We start from the raw sequence: 19,017 nt of genomic DNA on the forward strand, positions 1-19,017 counted from the left end.
TACTCACCCTCGCGGGCTTTCCTCCGGGCGCTTCCCTTCGGTGTTTCTTTTGTTCTTACGTTTCCGACTCTATCAGATCTTTCCGGCTTCCCGTTCCGACCCGATTTCCTCGGTGCTTTCCGGCCTTTCGGCCTTCCGGCGGTGTTGACTCTATCAGATCCTTTCGGGCCTGATTCCCAGTCAACTTGGGCTGTCTTCACGGCTGTTGGGCCGTTCCGACGAGTGAGACTTTAGCGGAATCTCGGCTCCCGACCTAATCGGGGGCGTCCTCTCGAACGCGGACTCCTCATTTCATAAAAACGCATGGAAACGAGCCGACAGCGGCCTCTTCTGGAAACGAAGAAGCTGAGCATCGATCGCTTGAATGGTTCTTACGGAATGGCCGCCCGGGGACCGACCAGTGGTCGGCGCTCACGTCGGGCAACTCGGAGAACACTACGTTCCGGGTCTGGACGTGTCAACTTCGGGCCTGGCCGCGCTACTGTGGGGACATGACTACGCATGCGCGCACCCATCAGTGGTGGGCCGCCTGACGGCGGCCGAGCTCACGCATGCACTCAACGGCCGCCGCTTCGGCGGCCGTTCGCGTATCTCCCTCCGGAGGTCCTGAACCCGGTCGCCGGGACGGCGGCCCCGTTCTGGAGGTGGAGAGCAGAGATGACGCGGATCTTCAGTGGGGTCAAGCCGACCGGGCATCTGACGCTGGGGAACTACCTGGGGGCCATCCGGCAGTGGGCGGATGTGGATCAGTACCGGGCCGACGCGCTGTTCTGCGTCGTGGATCTGCACGCGCTGACCGTCGAGCACGACCCCGGGCGGGTGCGCAGGCTCAGTAGGCAGGCGGCGACGCTGCTCCTGGCGTCCGGGCTCGATCCCGAGCGGTGCACCGTGTTCGTACAGAGCCATGTGGACGAGCACGCGCGGCTGTCGTACCTGCTGGAGTGCGTCGCCACGGACGGCGAGATGCGGCGGATGATCCAGTACAAGGAGAAGTCCGCTGTCGAGCGGGCGCGGGGCGGGAGTGTGCGGCTCTCGCTGCTCACCTATCCGGTGCTGATGGCGGCGGACATCCTGGCGTACGGGGCCGACGAGGTGCCGGTCGGGGACGACCAGACGCAGCACGTCGAGCTGACGCGGGACCTGGCGGTGCGGTTCAACCAGCGGTACGGGCACGCGTTCGCGGTGCCGCGGGCGACGCGGCCGGAGGTGGCTGCGCGGGTCATGGACCTGCAGGAGCCGACGTCGAAGATGGGGAAGTCCCATGAGTCGGGGGCCGGGATCGTCTATCTGCTCGACGAGCCGGACGTGGTGCGGAAGAAGATCATGCGCGCCGTGACGGACAGTGGCGGCGAGGTCGTCTACGACCGGGAGGCCCGGCCCGGCATCTCGAACCTGCTGGAGATCCTCGCGGCTTGTGAAGGTGGGAACCCGAACGGCTTGAGCGGTGTATACGAGTCGTACGGAGCCTTGAAGAAGGACACCGCCGACGCCGTGGTGGAGCTTCTGCGGCCCGTGCGGGAGCGACACAAGGAACTGGTTGCGGATTCCGCGTATGTGGAGGAGGTGTTGCGGGCCGGGGCAGAGCGGGCGAGAGAGATGGCGAAACCGACGGTCGATGCCGCCTATCGGGCGATCGGGTTGCTGCCGGCGGTGCCCGAGCCGGTGCCGGTGAACGTGGCGCGGTAGGCGCGTGGGCTGGTGGCGAGGCGCGAGGCGAAGTGCTGGCGCATCGTGATCTCGCTGCCGAAGCCCGCGCGGCGGGCCACCTCGGGCATGGGCAGGTCGGTGCGTTCGAGGAGCTTCTGCGCGGCGGCGACGCGCTGGTCCAGGAGCCAGCGCAGGGGTGTGGTGCCGGTCGCGGCGGTGAAGTGCCGGGCGAACGAACGCGCCGACATGCCCGCCCTGGTGGCCAGGTCGGAGACGGTGAGCGGTTCCTGGAGGTGACGCAGGGCGTATTCACGGACCGTGGCGAGGGCGTCGGCGTCGCGGTCGGCGCGGGGTGTGGGGTGCTCGATGAACTGTGCCTGGCCGCCGGTGCGGAAGGGGGCGGTGACCATCGAGCGGGCGATGGTCGCGGCGGCTTCCGAGCCGTGGGCCGTGCGGACCAGGTGCAGGCACAGGTCGATGCCGGCCGCGGTGCCGGCGGCGGTCCAGATGTTGTCGTCCTCGATGAAGAGGGCGTCGGGTACGACGGTGACGTGGGGGTGATGGGTACGCAGGAGGTCGACGAGGTTCCAGTGGGTGATGGCGCGGCGGCCGTCCAGGAGGCCCGCCTGCGCCAGGGTGAAGGCGCCGCCGCACAGGGCCGCGATCGTGATGCCACGCGCGTGGGCTCGGCGCAGGGCCTCCAGTAGTGGGGGTGGGGCCGGTGCCAGGTGGTCGTCCAGGCCGGGGACGACGATCAGGTCGGTGCCGGTCAGCCGGTTCAACCAGGCGAGGGTGCGGTCGGGGGTGAGGGTGAGGCCGCCGCGCATGGGGACGGGGTCGGGGGCGGCGGCGACGCGGTGGAGGTCGAAGGGGGGTACGCCGCGGTCGGTGCGGTCGGTGCCCCAGACCTCGGTGATCACGGAGACGTCGAAGGGGCGGATGGCCGGGAAGGAGAGGAGGGCGATGCGTTGAGAGTGGGGGGTGGAGGGCTGGGTGAGGGGTGGGGTGGGAGGCGGTGTGGCGTCGGGTGCGGTGGGAGGCGGTGTGGTGCGGGGTTCTGGCACCGTGGCAGTAAACCATCGATCGGTGGCTTTTGTAGGCCTGGGGTGGTGGGGCTCCCGGCGGCAGCATCGTGGGCATGGAGAACGCACTGAACATCGCGGAGAACGCGGCGCTGGTCGTCGTGGACGTGCAGAAGGGCTTCGAGGAGGAGGGGTACTGGGGCGCTCGGAACAATCCGGAGGCTGACGACAACATCGCCGCGCTCATCGACGCGTGGCAGGCGACGGGGCGGCCGGTCGTGTTCGTACGGCATGACTCGCCGAAGCCGGAGTCGCCGCTGCGGACCGGCCATGTGGGCAACGAGTTCAAGGAGTACGTCGAGCAGCGGCGCGGTAAGGGGGGTGGGGGTGAGCTGTTCGTGGCGAAGAGTGTGAGCTCGGCGTTCTACGGGACGCCGGATCTGGACGCGTGGCTCAGGGAGGCCGGGGTTTCTCAGATCGTGGTGGCCGGGATTCAGACCAATATGTGCGCGGAGACCACTGCTCGGATGGGCGGGAATCTCGGGTACGAGGTGCTGTTCGCCTATGACGCGACGTACACCTTTGATCTGGTGGGGCCCTTTGGGTGGCGGCGGACGGCTGAGGAGATCGGGCAGGCCTCGGCTGTGTCGTTGCACGGGGGTGGGTTTGCTCGGGTGGTTCGGACGGGGGAGGTTTTGGGGGGCGTGGGGTAGGGGCGGTCCGAGGCGCCTGTGGTGGTCACGCCGGGGGCGGCCCGCTGGGGCCGGCCCACCGGGGTCGGGTTCGTGCGGGTGGGTGGCGTTAGGAGTTGTTGCCTGAGGCCAGTTCTCGGCTGCGGTCTCGGGCTGCTTCCAGGGCTGCGATCAGGGCGGCGCGGACGCCGTGGTTCTCGAGTTCGCGGATGGCGTTGATGGTGGTGCCCGCGGGGGAGGTGACGTTCTCGCGGAGCTTGACCGGGTGCTCGCCGCTGTCGCGGAGCATCACCGCCGCGCCGATGGCCGCCTGGACGATGAGGTCGTGGGCCTTGTCGCGCGGGAGGCCGAGGAGGATACCCGCGTCCGTCATCGCCTCCACCAGGAAGTAGAAGTACGCGGGGCCGGAGCCGGACAGGGCGGTACACGCGTCCTGTTGGGTCTCGGGGACTCGGAGCGTCTTGCCCACCGCGCCGAAGACGTCCTCCGCGTGGGCCAGGTCGGTGGCCGTGGCGTGGCTGCCGGCGGAGATCACGGACATGCCCTCGTCCACCAGGACCGGGGTGTTCGGCATGACGCGGATGACGGGGGTGGCGTCGGCCAGGCGCTCCTCGATGAACGCCGTGGTGATGCCAGCCGCCGCGCTGATCACGAGGGTGTCGGTGGTGACGTGCGGGGCGAGTTCGGCCAGGAGGGAGGCCATGTCCTGCGGCTTGCAGGCGAGGATCAGGATGTCCGCGCGCTTGGCGGCCTCGGCGTTGGTGAGGGGCTCCACGCCGTAGCGGGTGCGGAGTTCGTCGGCGCGCTCCTGGCGGCGGGCCGTGACCAGGAGGTCCGCGGGGGCGCGGCCGCTGCGGATCATTCCGCTGAGCAGGGCTTCGCCGATCTTTCCGGTGCCGAGGACGGCGACGACCTTCTGGTGCGGCTTGCTGGGGGTCTTCCGCTTGTTCGCGGTGCGCGGCTTGCTCGCGTCGTTCGCGGTGCGCGGCTCGCTCGCGGGCTGCTGCGTGCTCGACTTGGTCGGCTTGCTCATGGGCGGGGCCCTCCCGGGGTGCGTCGTTCGTGGTCATCCTCGCATCGGGTGGGGGTGGGGTGGGGGTTTGTCCGGTGAGCGGACGGCGGAGGGCGGAGGCAGAGGGCGGCCGTCGCAGGGTGCGTCTGCCCTGATGGGTGCGGCTGCCTTCGCGGGGTGCGTCTGTCCTCATGGGGTGCGGCGGCGGAGGGTTGCCGCGCCGAGTGCCAGGACCAGGAGTGCGCAGGTCGCGACGATGGCCGCGTCGCGGATGAAGTCGCCCGTGATGTCGGGGTGGCGCAGGACCTCGTTCATGCCGTCGACCGCGTACGACATGGGGAGGACGTTCGAGATCCCCTCCAGGACCGGCTGCATGTTGTCGCGGGGTGTGAACAGGCCGCAGAGGAGCAGCTGCGGGAAGATCACCGCCGGCATGAACTGGACCGCCTGGAATTCGGAGGCGGCGAAGGCCGAGACGAACAGGCCCAAGGCCGTTCCGAGCAGGGCGTCCAGGAGGGCCACCAGGAGCAGGAGCCATGCCGAGCCCGTCACGTCCAGGCCAAGGGCCCACAGGGCCAGGCCCGTGGCCAGGGCCGACTGGATCACGGCGAGGGCGCCGAAGGCGAGGGCGTAGCCCGCGATGAGGTCGCCCTTCGCCAGGGGCATGGCGAGCAGGCGTTCCAGGGTGCCGGAGGTGCGTTCGCGGAGCGTCGCGATCGATGTCACCAGGAACATCGTGATCAGCGGGAAGACGCCCAGGAGTGATGCGCCGATCGAGTCGAAGGTGCGGGGGCTGCCGTCGAAGACGTAGCGGAGGAGCAGGAGCATCACGCACGGGACCAGGATCATCAGCGCGATGGAGCGGGGGTCGTGGCGGAGTTGGCGTAGGACCCGGGCCGCGGTGGCGAGGGTTCGGTTCGCGTTCATGAGAGCTCCGGGGAGGGGGAGGGGGAGGGCGTGTGGGTTGTTCGGGTGGGTCAGGGGGCGCTTGTCTTGGTTGCTTCGTTTGCCTTGTCCACTAGGTGGAGGAAGGCCGCTTCCACCGTTTCCGTCGCTGTGCGGGTGCGCAGGGCCTCGGGGGTGTCGTCGGCGAGGATCTCGCCCTCGCGCATGAGGAGCAGTCGGTGGCAGCGTTCCGCCTCGTCCATGACGTGGGACGACACGAGGATCGTGGTGCCCCTGTCCGTGGCGATGGCGTGGAAGAGGTCCCACAGGTCTCGGCGCAGGACGGGGTCCAGGCCGACCGTGGGCTCGTCCAGGACCAGGAGTTCGGGGGCGCCCAGGAGGGCCACCGCCAGGGAGACGCGGTTGCGTTGGCCGCCGGAGAGGTTGGCCGCCAGGGCGTCCGCGTGCGTGGTGAGGTCCACCTCGGCGATGGCCCTCGCCACGTCCTCTTGGCGACGGGTCGCCGTGGCGCCGCGGCCCGGGGACAGGATCGCGGCGAAGTACTCCAGGTTCTGGCGGACTGTCAGGTCGTCGTAGACCGACGGGTCCTGGGTCACGTAGCCGATGCGGGAGCGGAGGGCGGGGGTGCCTGCCGGGTGGTTCAGGACGTTCAGGGTGCCTGTGACCTTGGCCTGGGTGCCGACGATCGCCCGCATCAGGGTGGACTTGCCGCAGCCCGAGGGGCCCAGCAGGCCCGTGATCTGGCCTCTCGGGACGGTGAAGGTGAGGCCTCTCAGGACTGTTCGGTGGCCTCGGGTGGCGGTGAGGGAGGCGGCTTCGATGGCGGGAGCGAGGGGTGAGGGGCCGAGTGGGGATGGGGGCGGGGGCTCGTTATTCATCATGTGATGATTATGCGGGGTGGGGGGTGGGCCCCGTCAAGGGGTGGGGCGTGGGTGTCCCCTTCGGGCGGGGCAGTCTCCGCCGAGGCAGGCCGAAGCGGCGCTGCCTCGGCGATGAGTACGTCGAGGCAGCGCGTCGGGAGTGACACGTCGGGGCAGCGCGTCGGGAGTGGCGGGGGTGGCGAGAGTGGCAGGGGTGCTGGGAGTGGCAAAGGTGCCGGGAGTGGCAGGGGTGGCGGGGGGGGCGGGGCCCCGGGGTTAGTGGGGAGTGAGGGGCTTGCGTGTGACCGTCAGGTCCAGGGCGTAGGCCTCTTCCACCTGGTTGTCGGGGAAGAGGCCTGTCAGGCGGGCTCGTTCGGCGGCGAGGATCGGGGCCGCCCGGTCCGGGCCCAGGCTCGCGAAGTACGAGCGGCTGCCCAGGTGGGCCAGGTGCAGGGACAAGGGGATGCGGCGGGTCCAGTGCAGGCGGCGGTGGGTCGGGGCCAGGCCCGGGGCCACCGCCTCGATCACCGCCGCCGCGCCGCTGCTCACGCCGCTCGCGTGGTAGCCCGGCAGCAGGGACTTCAGGCGTGCCTCCTGCTCCGCCGCCCACTCGACGTCCGGGTCCGGCGTGTTCCACCACAGCGCGAGCGCGCCGCCGGGGCGCAGCACGCGCAGGGCCTCCGGTATCGACCTCGCCGGGTCCGTCCAGTGGAAGGCCTGGGCGTACGTGATGAGGTCCGCCGACCCGTCCGCCAAGGGCAACGCGTCCCCCACCCCGCGTACGAGGGGGGTGTCCGGCAGGCTCGCCCGCAGCTGCGCGCCCATGCCCGGGCCGGGCTCCACCGCGATCACCCGCGCCCCGCGGTCCCGCAGCAGTCGGGTGGCGATACCCGTGCCCGCGCCCACGTCCACCGTCATGGCCCCCGCAGGGGAGCGTCCCGCCAGCTCCTCGATCGCGGCGAAGAGCTCGGGCGGGTAGCCGGGGCGGGCCTCCGCGTACTGGGTCGCCACCGTGTCGAAGGAGAGGGCGTGGGGCGGGGGTGCGCCCGTGGCCGCGCTCGCGTCCGGGGGTGAGGGCGGAGACGGGGTCGGGTACGGATTCGGGCTCGCGTCCGGGCTCGGGCCCGGGTTCAGGGGTGAGCTCGGGCTCGGGGCCGCACTCGGGCTCGGGCTCGGGCTCGGGGGCAGGCTCGGGCTCGGGCTCAGGGGCAGGCTCGGGCTCGGGAGTGGGTGGTCCTCGTGGCTCGGCATGAGGTCATCGTTGCCCCGTCGGCCGACCGCGCCGGGGTTCCCGGGAACGTCGTCCTGCTGCCTCGCCCCGCCGACGTAGCGCGCCCTGCTACTTCCTGCGCTTCCGCTTCGACGGGTTCTTCGTCCTGCGCGCCGTCCGCTTCTCGTACTGCTCCCGCGCTGTCGCGTACTCCTCCCGGTGCAGCTTCTCGCCGGGGGCCTCCTTCAGCGTCCGGAAGAAGTACGCGAGGAGGGAGCCGACGAAGCCGATCATCATCAGGCTGCGCATCTGCGCCACGGACTGCGGGTCGTGGCGCTTGGAGAAGCCCTCCCACGTACGCCGGAACGCGATCGCGCTGCAGACCGCGAACATGATCACGACGAGGATGTTCACGAACGCGCCCACGTCCGCGATCTCCAGGCCCTGGTACGCGAAGCGCAGCACGAGGCAGCCCGCCACGGCCGCCGCCAGCGAGCCGACCGCGACACCGACGCGGCGCAGGCCGTAGCGGTCCGTGTGCTCGACCCAGCTCGTGCCGAAGAAGCGGATGGGCTCGGGCCGGGGCCCCGGCGCCGTGTCCTCGGACGACAGCTCGGACGAGGGCTCGGTACGGGGTTCGTCACGCGGTTGGTCACTCACGCGTCGATTATCGCCCGGGCAGGCACGCAGCCCGCTCACCCGCTGCGCCCCGCTCACCGCTGCGCCCCGCTCCCCCGCTGCAGGCCACGCCGAAGGTGTCCCCCGCCTTGCCTCGCCCGTCCCCCCGGCCGCTAGTTTGTGCGGACAGGCATGACGCACAGGGGACGACCGGAACGCCGGAACGGAGGTCGAAAGGTGTCGCTCCGCTCAGGGGATCCCGAGGAGATCGGTGGCTACCCGGTCGAGGCCCGCCTCGGCTCGGGCGGCATGGGCACCGTGTTCCTCGGGCGTACGGCGTCGGGGCGGCCGGTCGCGATCAAGCTGATCCACCAGCAGTTCGCGGACGACGACGAGTTCCGCATCCGGTTCCGGCAGGAGGTCGCCGCGGCGCGCCGGGTGAGCGGCGCGTTCACCGCCGCGGTCGTCGACGCCGACCCGGAGGGGCCGCACCCGTGGATGGCCACCTCGTACATAGAAGGCCCGACGCTCGCCCAGCGCATCGCGCGGCGCGGGCCGATCGGCGGCGCCGAGCTGCGCTCCCTCGCCATCGGGCTCGCCGAGGCGCTGCGCGACATCCACCGCGCCGACGTCGTCCACCGTGACCTCAAGCCGTCCAACGTGGTCCTCTCCCCGGAGGGGCCGCGCGTCATCGACTTCGGCATCTCGCGCGCGGCCGACCAGCAGACGCTGACGATGACCGGGCGTGTGATCGGTACGCCGCCCTTCATGTCGCCCGAGCAGTTGCAGAACCCGCGCGGGGTCGGTCCGTCCTCGGACGTCTTCTCGCTGGCCACGCTCCTTGTGTACGCGTCCACGGGGCAGGGGCCCTTCGACGCGGACTCCCCCTACATGACGGCCTACCAGGTCGTCCACGAGCCGCCCGCCCTCGGCGACGTACCGCACGCCCTGCGTACCGCCGTCGAGCCGTGCCTCACCAAGGACCCGGCCGCCCGGCCCTCCGTCGACGAGCTCCTCGTCCGACTGCGCGACCTGCCCGCCGACCTGGAGGTCGCCTCGGGCGGCGGGCGCACCCGGGACACCCGGACCCAGCACCATCTCTCCCGGGACACGGGCGGGGGGCGGGACACGGGCAGGGGGCACGACACCCGCGGGTCGCACGACACCTCTGGCGCCTCCTCCGGGGCCCCCTCCGGGACGGCTTCCGAGAAGGCCTCCGGCGCGGGTGCAGGCACGGACGGAGCCCACGCGGCCCCCTCCCCCGCCCTCACCCGCCCCCGTCGCCGCTGGCGCCCCGTCCTCGCCGCCGTCGCCGCCATCGCCGTCCTCGGCGTGGGCCTCGCCCTCGTCAGCCGGTCCGACGACAGCTCGGACGCCAAGCAGGACGACAAGGGCCGCAACGTGGCCGCGACGAGCCCGGCGCTGCCCGACGGCTTCCGGCCGTGGCGGCAGTCCGTACCGGCTGGGACGGCGAAGATCCCCGACGAGGTGCGGTGTCTGCCGCACGGCGACTCCGTGTACTGCGGGGGCGGCGGCTCCGTCGCCACCCGCGTCCGGGTCGCCGACGGCAAGCGGCTGTGGACCGTGGGCGGGCCGGGCGTACCGGTCCAGGACACCTCCCTCGCCGGGCTCGCGGACAGCGGCCGCACCGTCGTCGGCTACCGCTTCGCCGCCGAGGGGTCGGGGCCCGACGAGGTGGTCGCCCTGGACGCCGCGCGCGGCAAGGAGCTGTGGTCCGCGCCGTTCGGCGCCCGGTCCACGTCCGTCGTGGGCCCCGGCGCCGCGGACGCCGCGGTGGTGGGGTCGACCGTGCTGACGGCCGACGCGGACGGCACCCGGATCGAGGGCAGGGACGCCCGTTCCGGCCGGAGCCTGTGGACGGTCCCGTTCCCCGCGGGCAGCCAGTGCGCGCCGCTCGGCGCGGGCGGCCACGCGTACGTGATGTGCGTGCCGAAGGCGCAGCTCACCGCCGGCCTGGCGCGGCGGGCCACGGTCCGCGGCGTCGACCCGGTCTCGGGCGAGCCGGGGCGGGCCGTCACGCTGGACGGGCCGGTCCAGCCGCTCGGCGCGAAGGGCGGGCAGCTCGTCCTCGTACGGCAGCGGGCGGGCGAGGAGGTCGGCGTCGTCGTGTACGACGCGGTGCTGCGCCTGGACGCGGCGCGGGGCAAGGTGACGACGGCCCGGCTGCCCAAGGCGTACGGCGGATCGCCGCTGCTGGTCGGCGACGCGGTGTACTTCACGGAGCAGAGCGGCCGGGTCAGCGCGGTCGACGCCGGGTCAGGCCGGCTCCGGTGGGCCCGGCACACGGGTGTCGAGGGCGCGGCGGGGCCGAGCGCCGGGCCGGGCGCGCTGTACTTCGGTTCGAGCGGCGGCCGGGTCGCCGCGCTCGCCCCGCGCGACGGCCGCCGCCTGTGGTCCACCGACCCGAAGGTCAACGGGGACGGCAGCCTGCGCACGGGCCCCCGGGTGGCGTTCGTGGGGCGGGTGGCGGTGGTGTCGGGGTCGGGCAACCTGCTGTACGCCTTCGACACGGCGAAGCCGCCGAAGTCGGGCTGAGGGGCCCTTCCTCGGGGCGCAGCGGGGTCTGCCCCGGGGGGCAGGCAGTCACACGGCGAAGCCGCCGGAGCCCGGATCCACCGGACCCCGGCGGCTTCATGCCGTCGGTGGTCGCCGCGTCTCAGCAGCGCGGCGCCACGTACCCGTTGCTCCCCGTCCGCACATACGTGTCCGACACATACCGGCCGCTGCCGATCTTGTCCCATATCCTCGACGTGCCGGTCGGGCCCGTGACCGTCTCGCCGGGCCGCTGGCAGCTGATGGAGACGCGGCTGCCCGCCCGGACGCGGCCCACCTTGGCGTACGAGGTGCCCGGGCCCGAGCGGACGTTGACGTCCGCGACGACGGGGTAGCTGCGGGCCGCTGCGGCCTCGGCGCTCACCTCGGCGATGTCGGTCCCGTCGGGCTCGGCAGCCCCCACTGCCCCAGCCGTCACCGTCAATTCCTCACTGCTCATCCTGCTACCCCGTATCCCCCGTGAAACGGGCGGCGCGGGCCGCCCATGGCATGTACTCCACACCATAGACGCGCCCGCGCATCACACCAGTTGCAGGACAAAGCAGGACAGTCTCGACGGCCGACCGTCAACGACGTCCGGCCCGTACGTCCGGCCCGTACGTCGGGGCCGTACGTCGGGGCCATACGTCGGGCCCGTCCCCACCGGCCCCCGCCCGGCCCCGCAGGCCTCAGCCCAGCTTCGACACGTCCCGCACGGCGCCCTTGTCGGCGCTGGTCGCCATCGCCGCGTACGCCCGCAGCGCCTGCGAGACCTTGCGCTCGCGGGACTTCGGGGCGTACACGCCGCCCAGGGCCTCGCGCCTGCGGTCCAGCTCGGCGTCGTCCACGAGCAGTTCGATCGAGCGGTTCGGGATGTCGATGCGGATGCGGTCGCCGTCCTCGACGAGGGCGATCGTGCCGCCGGAGGCCGCCTCGGGGGACGCGTGACCGATGGACAGGCCCGACGTGCCGCCGGAGAAGCGGCCGTCGGTGACGAGCGCGCAGGCCTTGCCGAGGCCGCGGCCCTTCAGGAAGGACGTGGGGTAGAGCATCTCCTGCATGCCGGGGCCGCCCTTGGGGCCCTCGTAGCGGATGACGACGACGTCGCCCTCGACGACCTGCTTGTTGAGGATCTTCTCGACGGCCTCTTCCTGCGACTCGCAGACGACCGCCGGGCCCTCGAACGTCCAGATCGACTCGTCGACGCCCGCCGTCTTCACGACACAGCCGTCGACCGCCAGGTTGCCCTTGAGGACGCCGAGCCCGCCGTCCTGGGAGTAGGCGTGCGCGACGTCGCGGATGCAGCCGTTCGCCGCGTCCGTGTCGAGGGTGTCCCAGCGCTCGGACTGCGAGAACGCCTCGGCGGAGCGCACGCAGCCGGGAGCCGCGTGCCACAGCTCGACGGCCTCGGCGGAGGCCGAGCCGCCGCGGATGTCCCAGGCGTCCAGCCACTCCTTGACGGAGGCGGAGTGGACCGTGTGCACGTCCTCGTTGAGCAGCCCGCCGCGGTACAGCTCCCCGAGGATCGCGGGGATGCCGCCCGCGCGGTGCACGTCTTCCATGTAGTACGTCGTGGTCGGCGCGACGTTCGGCGCGACCTTCGCCAGGCACGGGACGCGGCGCGAGACGGCGTCGATGTCGGACAGGTCGTACCCGGCCCCGGCCTCCTGGGCGGCGGCGAGGAGGTGCAGGATCGTGTTCGTGGAGCCGCCCATGGCGATGTCGAGCGCCATGGCGTTCTCGAAGGCCGCGTGGGTGGCGATGTTGCGCGGCAGGACGGAGGCGTCGTCCCCCTCGTAGTACCGCTTGGTCAGTTCGACGACCGTGGCGCCCGCGCGCTCGTACAGCGCCTTGCGGGCCGTGTGCGTGGCGAGGACCGAGCCGTTGCCGGGCAGGGACAGGCCGATGGCCTCCGTCAGGCAGTTCATGGAGTTGGCGGTGAACATGCCGGAACAGGAGCCGCAGGTCGGGCAGGCGTTCTCCTCGATGCGGAGGATGTCCTCGTCCGAGACGTTCTCGTTGACCGCGTCGCTGATCGCGTTGATCAGGTCGAGTTTGCGGACCGTGCCGTCCACCAGGGTGGTCTTGCCGGCCTCCATGGGGCCGCCGGAGACGAAGACCGTCGGGATGTTCAGGCGCAGGGCCGCCATCAGCATGCCGGGGGTGATCTTGTCGCAGTTGGAGATGCAGATCAGCGCGTCCGCGCAGTGCGCCTCCACCATGTACTCGACGGAGTCCGCGATCAGGTCGCGGGACGGCAGCGAGTACAGCATGCCGCCGTGGCCCATCGCGATGCCGTCGTCCACGGCGATCGTGTTGAACTCGCGCGGGATGCCGCCCGCCTCCCGGACGGCCTCGCTCACGATCCGGCCGACCGGGGCCAGGTGCGTGTGGCCGGGCACGAACTCGGTGAAGGAGTTCGCCACGGCGATGACGGGCTTCCGGCCGATGTCCGCGCCCGGTACCCCGGAGGCCCGCATAAGGGCGCGCGCGCCCGCCATGTTGCGGCCGTGGGTGACTGTGCGGGACCTCAGCTCGGGCATCGTCGCTCGCTCCTCAAGAGTCATGCTTCGGGGCATGTGTGACTAGGGCCGAGCGTACGCCGCCGATCCAAGATCCGGACAGGGTGTCCGGATGCCGGGACGGCCGTCTCACGGGCGGACCTCGCCGTCACCGGCGGCCGACGCGCCGTCCCCGGCGGCTACGGCCCGGTCAGATGCCCCTGCACCACCGGCGCCAGCCGCGCCACGATCTGCTCCACGTCCGCCGACGCCAGCGGCTCGACCTGGATGACGTACCGCAGCATCGCCGTCCCCACCAGCTGCGCCGCCGCCAGCTCGGCGCGCAGCTCGGCGTCGGGCAGGTCGAGGCGCTCGGCGATGCGGGCCAGGAGCTGGGTGGAGATCAGGCGGCGGAAGACCGCGGCGGCCGTTTCGTTGTTGACGGCGGAGCGGACGATCGCGAGCAGCGGCGTACGGGTCTTCGGGTCCTCCCAGACGCCGAGGATGAAGCGGGCCAGGCGCTCCCCGACGTCGTCGAGCGAGCCCTCGGCGACGGCGGTCGGCGCCGCGAGGGCGGGCGCGAAGGCCACCTCGATGGCGGCGGCGAAGACCTGCTCCTTCGTGCCGAAGTAGTGGTGCACGAGGGCCGAGTCCACGCCCGCCGCCTTGGCGATGGAGCGTACGGACGCCTTCTCGTACCCGCGCTCGGAGAACTGTTCGCGGGCCGCTTCCAGGATCACCTCGCGCATGGCGGGGCCCTGCTCGGTCTGGCTGCGGGAGGGGCGGCCCCGGCGCCGGGGCGCGGGGGCGGGGGCCTCGCCGGTCACGACCGCGGCACCTTCACCGCCGACGCCAGGTGCAGCCGGGTGAAGGCGAGCGCCTCGGCGAGGTCGGCCTCGCGCTCGGCGCTCGACATGGCCCGCCGGGTGTTGACCTCGATCACGACGTGACCGTCGAAGCCGCTGGTCGCGAGGCGTTCGAGGAGTTCGGCGCAGGGCTGGGTGCCGCGTCCTGGCACCAGGTGCTCGTCCTTCGCGGAACCCTTGCCGTCGGCGAGGTGGACGTGGCCGAGCCGGTCGCCCATGCGGTCGACCATCTGGAGGGCGTCGACGCGGGCGGTCGCGGTGTGCGACAGGTCGATGGTGAAGTGGCGGTAGTCGTCCTTGGTGACGTCCCAGTCGGGGGCGTACGCGAGCATCTCGCGGTCGCGGTACCGCCAGGGGTACATGTTCTCCACGGCGAACCGCACGTCCGTCTCGTCGGCCATGCGCCAGATGCCCTCGACGAACTCGCGGGCGTAGCCGCGCTGCCAGCGGAAGGGCGGGTGCACGACGACCGTCGACGCGTCCAGCTTCTCGGCGGCGGCGCGGGCGCGCTGGAGCTTCACCCAGGGGTCGGTGGACCAGACGCGCTGGGTGATCAGCAGGCAGGGGGCGTGCACCGCGAGGACGGGGATCTGGTGGTAGTCGCTGAGGCGGCGCAGGGCCTCGATGTCCTGGCTGACGGGGTCCGTCCACACCATGACCTCGACGCCGTCGTACCCGAGGCGCGCCGCTATCTCGAAGGCCGTCGCCGTCGACTCCGGGTACACGGAGGCCGTCGACAGGGCGACCTTCGCGTCCGGGATGCGCACGACTGGTTCCACCACGGGGACAGCGTACGGGGTGCCCCCGGCGGCGGGGCGGGGGTGGTGGGCCTCCGGCCGGGGTCGGGGGACCCGGGCGCGGGGGCCCTTCCCGCGTGTCGAACCGGGCCCTTCGCGGTGCGCCAATCCGGACCCTCCCTCGATCGTCCCTCTAGCCCGCCCCGTCCGTCGTGCCGGGCTCTTCCTCGTGCCGGTCTCTTCCGTCGAGCCGGTCGCTTCCTCGTGCCGGGCTCGGCCTCCCGCGCCGAGCCGTCGGCAGGCGGCCGTCCGTCAGTCCGTCGGCAGGTGGTCCAGGCGGCGCAGGATCACGCCCTCCCGCAGCGCCCACGGGCAGACCTCCACGGACTCCACGCCGAAGAGGTCCATCACGCCCTCGGCGACGAGTGCCCCGGCGAGCAGCTGTCCAGCCCTGCCCTCGGACACCCCGGGCAGCTCGGCCCGCTCGGCGGTGGTCATGGCGGCGAGCTGCGGGACCCAGTCCTCCAGGGACTTGCGCTTCAGCTCCCGCTGTACGTAGAGGCCCTCCGTGGACCGCGCGGCGCCCGCGAGCCGGGCCAGCTGCTTGAACGTCTTCGAGGTCGCGACGACGTGGTCGGGGCTGCCGAAGCGGCTGAACTCGCCGATGGTGCGGGCGATCTGGGCACGGACGTGGCGGCGCAGGGCGCGCACGTCGGCCGGGTCGGCGGGGTCGGTGGGCAGCCAGGCCGCGGTCAGGCGCCCGGCGCCGAGCGGCAGGCTGGCCGCGGCGTCCGGCTCCTCGTCGATGCCGTACGCGATCTCCAGGGAGCCGCCGCCGATGTCGAGGACGAGCAGCTTGCCCGCGGACCAGCCGAACCAGCGCCGGGCGGCGAGGAAGGTCAGCCGCGCCTCCTCGGTGCCCGTGAGGACCTGCAGGTCGACGCCGGTCTCGGCGCGGACGCGGGCGAGCACGTCGTCGGCGTTGGTCGCCTCCCGCACGGCCGAGGTGGCGAACGGGAGGAGGTCTTCGACGCCCTTGTCCTCCGCGGCCTGGAGAGCGTCACGCAGCGTGGCGACGAGCAGATCGACGCCTTCGGGGCCGATGGCGCCCGCCTCGTCGAGGAGTTGGGCAAGCCGCAGGTCGGCCTTGTGGGAGTGCGCGGGCAGCGGGCGCGCGCCGGGGTGGGCGTCCACCACCAGCAGATGCACCGTGTTCGAACCCACGTCGAGGACACCGAGTCTCATGTACGGAACGCTACTGCGCCCGGGGCCGCTCTCGGCGTCCGGGCGGGCGTCACTGGTCTCCGGGGACACACGGGCGCGCATACCCTGGAGACGTGCCAAAGACGAAAAAGGCGAAGTCCGACAAATCGAAGCCGTCGCAGTCATCGGAGTCCTCGAGGTCGGAGAAGGCTGAGCGGAAGGCCAAGGAAGCCAAGGGAGCCAAGGAGGCCAGGAAGGCCGAGAAGGCGAAGAAGGCGGGCAAGGCCGCGAAGGGCGCCGGGGCGGCCGCGGGCGGCGCGGTCCAGGACGAGCAGGGGCTGGACTTCGCGCGCGCCTGGGTGGAGTTCCCGGACCCGGCGGACGACGAGCAGGTCTTCCGCTGCGACCTGACCTGGCTCACCTCCCGCTGGAACTGCGTCTTCGGCAGTGGCTGCCAGGGCATCAAGGCCGGCCGCGCCGACGACGGCTGCTGCACTCTGGGTGCCCATTTCTCCGACGAGGACGACGAAAAGCGGGTCGCGGGTTACGTGGCGCGCCTCACGCCGGACATCTGGCAGCACCACGACGTGGGCACCGCGTCGGGCTGGGTGTCGCAGGACGAGGACGGCGAGCGCCAGACCCGGCCGTACAACGGCTCGTGCATCTTCCAGAACCGGCCCGGGTTCGCGGGCGGCGCGGGCTGCTCGCTGCACATCCTGGCGCTGAAGGAGGGGCGTGAGCCGCTGGAGACCAAGCCGGACGTCTGCTGGCAGCTGCCGGTGCGGCGCACGTTCGAGTGGATCGAGCGGCCCGACGACACGAAGGTCCTCCAGGTGTCGATCGGGGAGTACGACCGGCGGGGCTGGGGGCCCGGAGGCCACGATCTGCACTGGTGGTGCACGTCGGCGACCTCGGCGCACGGTGCGGGGGACCCGGTGTACGTGTCCTATCGGCCGGAGCTGATCGAGCTGATGGGCAAGGAGGGCTACGACCGCCTGGTCGAGCTGTGCGAGGCGCGGCTTGCCTCGCAGCTGCCGCTGATCGCTCCGCATCCCGCGGATCCGGTGGGTACGGCTTCTCGCCGTTGAGCGGTTCGCCGGGGGCGGGTGCGGGGCGGTTCTGGGCCGAGCGCGCAGTTCCCCGTGCCCCTCTGCCGCCGTCGCTCGTCTCACCCTCGGGCCGGCCTCAGCCCTGGCCGGGGTCACCGCCCGCCGGAGGTGTCGTCGGGGCCGGGTCCGTCGGGGTCGGGGTCGGGTCCGGGGGTGCCGAGGTCGTCGGGGTCGGGTCCGGGTCGGAGGGTGTCGGTGTGGGGTTGCCCTGGGTGGGGGTCGGGTCCGGGTCGGACGGGCCCGGGCGGGTTGCCGTCGGGCGGGGGCCCGGGTTGCCGGGGCGGTCCGGCGGGGTGGAACTGCCGTAGCCCTCGAGGGAGATGACGGCTCCGGTGGGGGCGATGGTGACGCGGGCGCTCCAGTGGCCCGCGGGCTCGCGGTCGGCGTCGACGTACACCCTGATCGTCACGGTCTCGCCGGGCGAGAGCGTTCCCGAGGACTGGCTGAGGGCGAGCCAGGACGCCCCGGTGCTCGCGGACCAGCGGACCGGTGAACTGCCGCCGCCGGTCAGCGTGATCACCGTGACGCCGCCGTGCGAGCGGGCCTGGACGCCGATGCGTCCGGCGCCGGGGCCCGAACCGGCGGGTCCGCCGGGGCTGATGACCTCCACGGCGACGCCGGGTCCGCCGCGGCCGTCGCGGAAGCGGTCGGGCGTGGTGCGGGCGTTGCCCGCGTTCTCGTAGTCCTCCCGGTCCCGTGCCCCCCGGCCTCCGGGGCCGTCGTCGGCCTCGGCGGCGCTCGCGGAGCGGCCGTCGCGGCCCTCGCCGGTGAGCGGGGCGCCGCGGTAGGCCGCCCAGAGGGCGAGGACGGGGGCGGCGACGACGGTGGCGACGACCGTGGTGGTGACGGCACGCGCGCGCAGGCGTTCACGGCGGGCGGCGTGGTCCTTGGGGTCCATCGGGAAGCCGCGCCGGTCGAAGCGCGGGCCGCCGCCGCGGGTTCTGCCCCGGGCGCGCGGGGTGTGGGCCATGGCGTGGTGCAGGGCCGCGCGCGGGGCGGCGATGACGGGCAGCGCGGCCGGGGTGACGGCCGTGCCGGGCCAGGCGCTCGACGCCGTGCGCTCGGCGGTGCGGCGGCACTGCGGACAGTCGTCGACGTGCCGGACGAGCTCGCGGCGCAGGGCGGTGCCGAGCAGGACCTGGTTGTCGCCGGTGAGGCGGGCCACGATCGGGCAGGTGCCTGTCTCGACGACGGCGAGGGCCGCGCGGGTGCGCTCCACCTCGCAGGCGGCGGAGGCGAGCAGGTCCCGGGCGGCGGCCGGGTCGAGGCCGAGGACGGCGGCGACCTCCTTGGCCGAGAGCCGGTGCCGGACGGCGAGCTCCAGGGCCTCGCGCTGCTCGGGCGTGGTCCCCGCGGCCTCGGGCCAGGCGAGCTGGGCCAGTTCGCGGCGGCGGGCGCGGGCGATCTCGTCCACGGGAGCGGCGGGAGCCGCCGGGGCTCCGGGGGCGGCGGGGTCCTGGGCGGCGGACCCGGCGGACCCGGTGGCCTGGGCGGCGGGCGACGCGGGGCCCGCCGCCGCGGAGGCGCCCGCTCTGGCCTGGTCGCCGCCGGCCGAACCGCCCCCGGACGGCGCTCCGTGCCGCCCGCGCTGCTTGGCCTCGGCGAGGGCGCGCAGACACATCCAGCGGGCGAGCGCGTACAGCCAGGCACGGGTGTCGCCGTCGGGCCGGGCGCCACGCCGCTCGGCCAGCACGAGGACGTCCCCGAGCGCGGCGGTCGCCGCGTCGTGGTCGCACAGCACCGACAGGCAGTACGTGAACAGGCCGTCCAGGAACGGTTCGTAGTGCGCGGGCGGCGCCTGGGCGACCGTGCGCGGCACCACACGCTTGCGGGCACCCGGGTGCGCCCGGTGCGCGCCGGTGGTGTACGTGGGGGTTTCCGGGCTGCTGCTCATCACCCGTGCGAAGTTAGGCGCATGATGCAGGCGCCTTCTGCCCCCTTCAGCACATTTAATCCTTACGGGTGAACAGATCCCTCAAAAGGGGACAGGAAGACATGATTCCGTTGTCCGTTCGAAAGGGAGGGGTTCGAGGCGTCCGAGGGGCACCCCGGCCGGCTGCCGGCGCGGTCCGCGTTGTCAG

At 72.7% G+C, this 19,017-nt stretch carries 16 protein-coding genes; 4 read left to right on the forward strand and 12 right to left on the reverse strand.

Annotation, left to right across the window (positions count from 1 at the left end):
- Positions 1–657: 657 nt before the first annotated feature.
- Positions 658–1,686, forward strand: coding sequence for a tryptophan--tRNA ligase (trpS, locus tag QUY26_RS16640; protein WP_289947379.1), 1,029 nt, complete (start codon positions 658–660; stop codon positions 1,684–1,686).
- On the opposite strand, the gene QUY26_RS16645 is transcribed toward trpS, so the two are convergent.
- On the reverse strand, positions 1,623–2,612 hold the full coding sequence (locus QUY26_RS16645) for a GlxA family transcriptional regulator (RefSeq protein ID WP_289955759.1): 990 nt from the start codon (positions 2,610–2,612) through the stop codon (positions 1,623–1,625). The two genes, trpS and QUY26_RS16645, sit on opposite strands and share 64 nt — an antisense overlap.
- Positions 2,613–2,797: 185 nt before the next feature.
- Between QUY26_RS16645 and QUY26_RS16650 the strand changes: the two genes are divergently transcribed.
- Entirely contained in the window at positions 2,798–3,382 is a 585-nt protein-coding gene (locus tag QUY26_RS16650; RefSeq protein WP_289955761.1) for a cysteine hydrolase family protein, read from the forward strand.
- Positions 3,383–3,470: 88 nt separating this feature from the next.
- Here the strand turns inward: QUY26_RS16650 and proC are convergent, their stop codons facing one another.
- The 5 genes from proC to QUY26_RS16675 form a co-directional block, all read right to left on the reverse strand.
- Positions 3,471–4,394, reverse strand: coding sequence for a pyrroline-5-carboxylate reductase (proC, locus tag QUY26_RS16655; protein WP_289947381.1), 924 nt, complete (start codon positions 4,392–4,394; stop codon positions 3,471–3,473).
- A 168-nt stretch (positions 4,395–4,562) separates the two neighbouring features.
- The gene (locus tag QUY26_RS16660; RefSeq protein WP_289947383.1) at positions 4,563–5,300 is read right to left on the reverse strand and encodes an ABC transporter permease; all 738 of its coding nucleotides are present in this window, start codon (positions 5,298–5,300) and stop codon (positions 4,563–4,565) included.
- 50 nt (positions 5,301–5,350) lie between these two features.
- Positions 5,351–6,160 carry an ABC transporter ATP-binding protein gene (locus tag QUY26_RS16665; protein WP_289947385.1) on the reverse strand — a complete coding sequence of 270 codons (810 nt, stop codon included), beginning with the start codon at positions 6,158–6,160 and terminating at the stop codon, positions 5,351–5,353.
- Positions 6,161–6,415: 255 nt separating this feature from the next.
- Positions 6,416–7,150, reverse strand: a complete 735-nt coding sequence (locus tag QUY26_RS16670; RefSeq protein WP_289947387.1) for a class I SAM-dependent methyltransferase — start codon at positions 7,148–7,150, stop codon at positions 6,416–6,418.
- 328 nt (positions 7,151–7,478) lie between these two features.
- Positions 7,479–8,009, reverse strand: a complete 531-nt coding sequence (locus QUY26_RS16675) for an EamA/RhaT family transporter (RefSeq protein WP_436840343.1) — start codon at positions 8,007–8,009, stop codon at positions 7,479–7,481.
- Between the two features lie 195 nt (positions 8,010–8,204).
- On the opposite strand from QUY26_RS16675, the gene QUY26_RS16680 reads away from it, so the two are divergent.
- Positions 8,205–10,523: a serine/threonine-protein kinase gene (locus QUY26_RS16680; protein ID WP_289947390.1), complete on the forward strand. Its 2,319-nt coding sequence runs from the start codon at positions 8,205–8,207 to the stop codon at positions 10,521–10,523.
- A gap of 121 nt (positions 10,524–10,644) precedes the next feature.
- Here QUY26_RS16680 and QUY26_RS16685 read toward each other — a convergent pair whose 3' ends face one another.
- From QUY26_RS16685 to QUY26_RS16705, 5 genes are all read right to left on the reverse strand, one after another.
- Positions 10,645–10,980: an SH3 domain-containing protein gene (locus QUY26_RS16685; protein WP_289947391.1), complete on the reverse strand. Its 336-nt coding sequence runs from the start codon at positions 10,978–10,980 to the stop codon at positions 10,645–10,647.
- 229 nt (positions 10,981–11,209) lie between these two features.
- Positions 11,210–13,063, reverse strand: a complete 1,854-nt coding sequence (gene ilvD, locus QUY26_RS16690) for a dihydroxy-acid dehydratase (protein WP_289947392.1) — start codon at positions 13,061–13,063, stop codon at positions 11,210–11,212.
- Positions 13,064–13,221: 158 nt separating this feature from the next.
- Positions 13,222–13,848, reverse strand: a complete 627-nt coding sequence (locus tag QUY26_RS16695; RefSeq protein WP_289947395.1) for a TetR/AcrR family transcriptional regulator — start codon at positions 13,846–13,848, stop codon at positions 13,222–13,224.
- The gene (locus QUY26_RS16700) at positions 13,845–14,669 is read right to left on the reverse strand and encodes a sugar phosphate isomerase/epimerase family protein (RefSeq protein WP_289947398.1); all 825 of its coding nucleotides are present in this window, start codon (positions 14,667–14,669) and stop codon (positions 13,845–13,847) included. The genes QUY26_RS16695 and QUY26_RS16700 overlap by 4 nt, the downstream gene beginning before the upstream one ends.
- A gap of 267 nt (positions 14,670–14,936) precedes the next feature.
- A complete protein-coding gene (locus tag QUY26_RS16705; protein ID WP_289947399.1) occupies positions 14,937–15,869 on the reverse strand; it encodes a Ppx/GppA phosphatase family protein in 933 nt (310 codons plus the stop codon).
- A gap of 92 nt (positions 15,870–15,961) precedes the next feature.
- On the opposite strand from QUY26_RS16705, the gene QUY26_RS16710 reads away from it, so the two are divergent.
- Positions 15,962–16,915, forward strand: coding sequence for a hypothetical protein (locus QUY26_RS16710; protein WP_289947401.1), 954 nt, complete (start codon positions 15,962–15,964; stop codon positions 16,913–16,915).
- A 97-nt stretch (positions 16,916–17,012) separates the two neighbouring features.
- Here QUY26_RS16710 and QUY26_RS16715 read toward each other — a convergent pair whose 3' ends face one another.
- On the reverse strand, positions 17,013–18,830 hold the full coding sequence (locus tag QUY26_RS16715) for a BACON domain-containing protein (RefSeq protein WP_289947404.1): 1,818 nt from the start codon (positions 18,828–18,830) through the stop codon (positions 17,013–17,015).
- Between the last annotated feature and the right edge of the window lie 187 nt (positions 18,831–19,017).

This window comes from Streptomyces flavofungini (assembly GCF_030388665.1).
GTDB lineage: Bacteria > Actinomycetota > Actinomycetes > Streptomycetales > Streptomycetaceae > Streptomyces > Streptomyces flavofungini_A.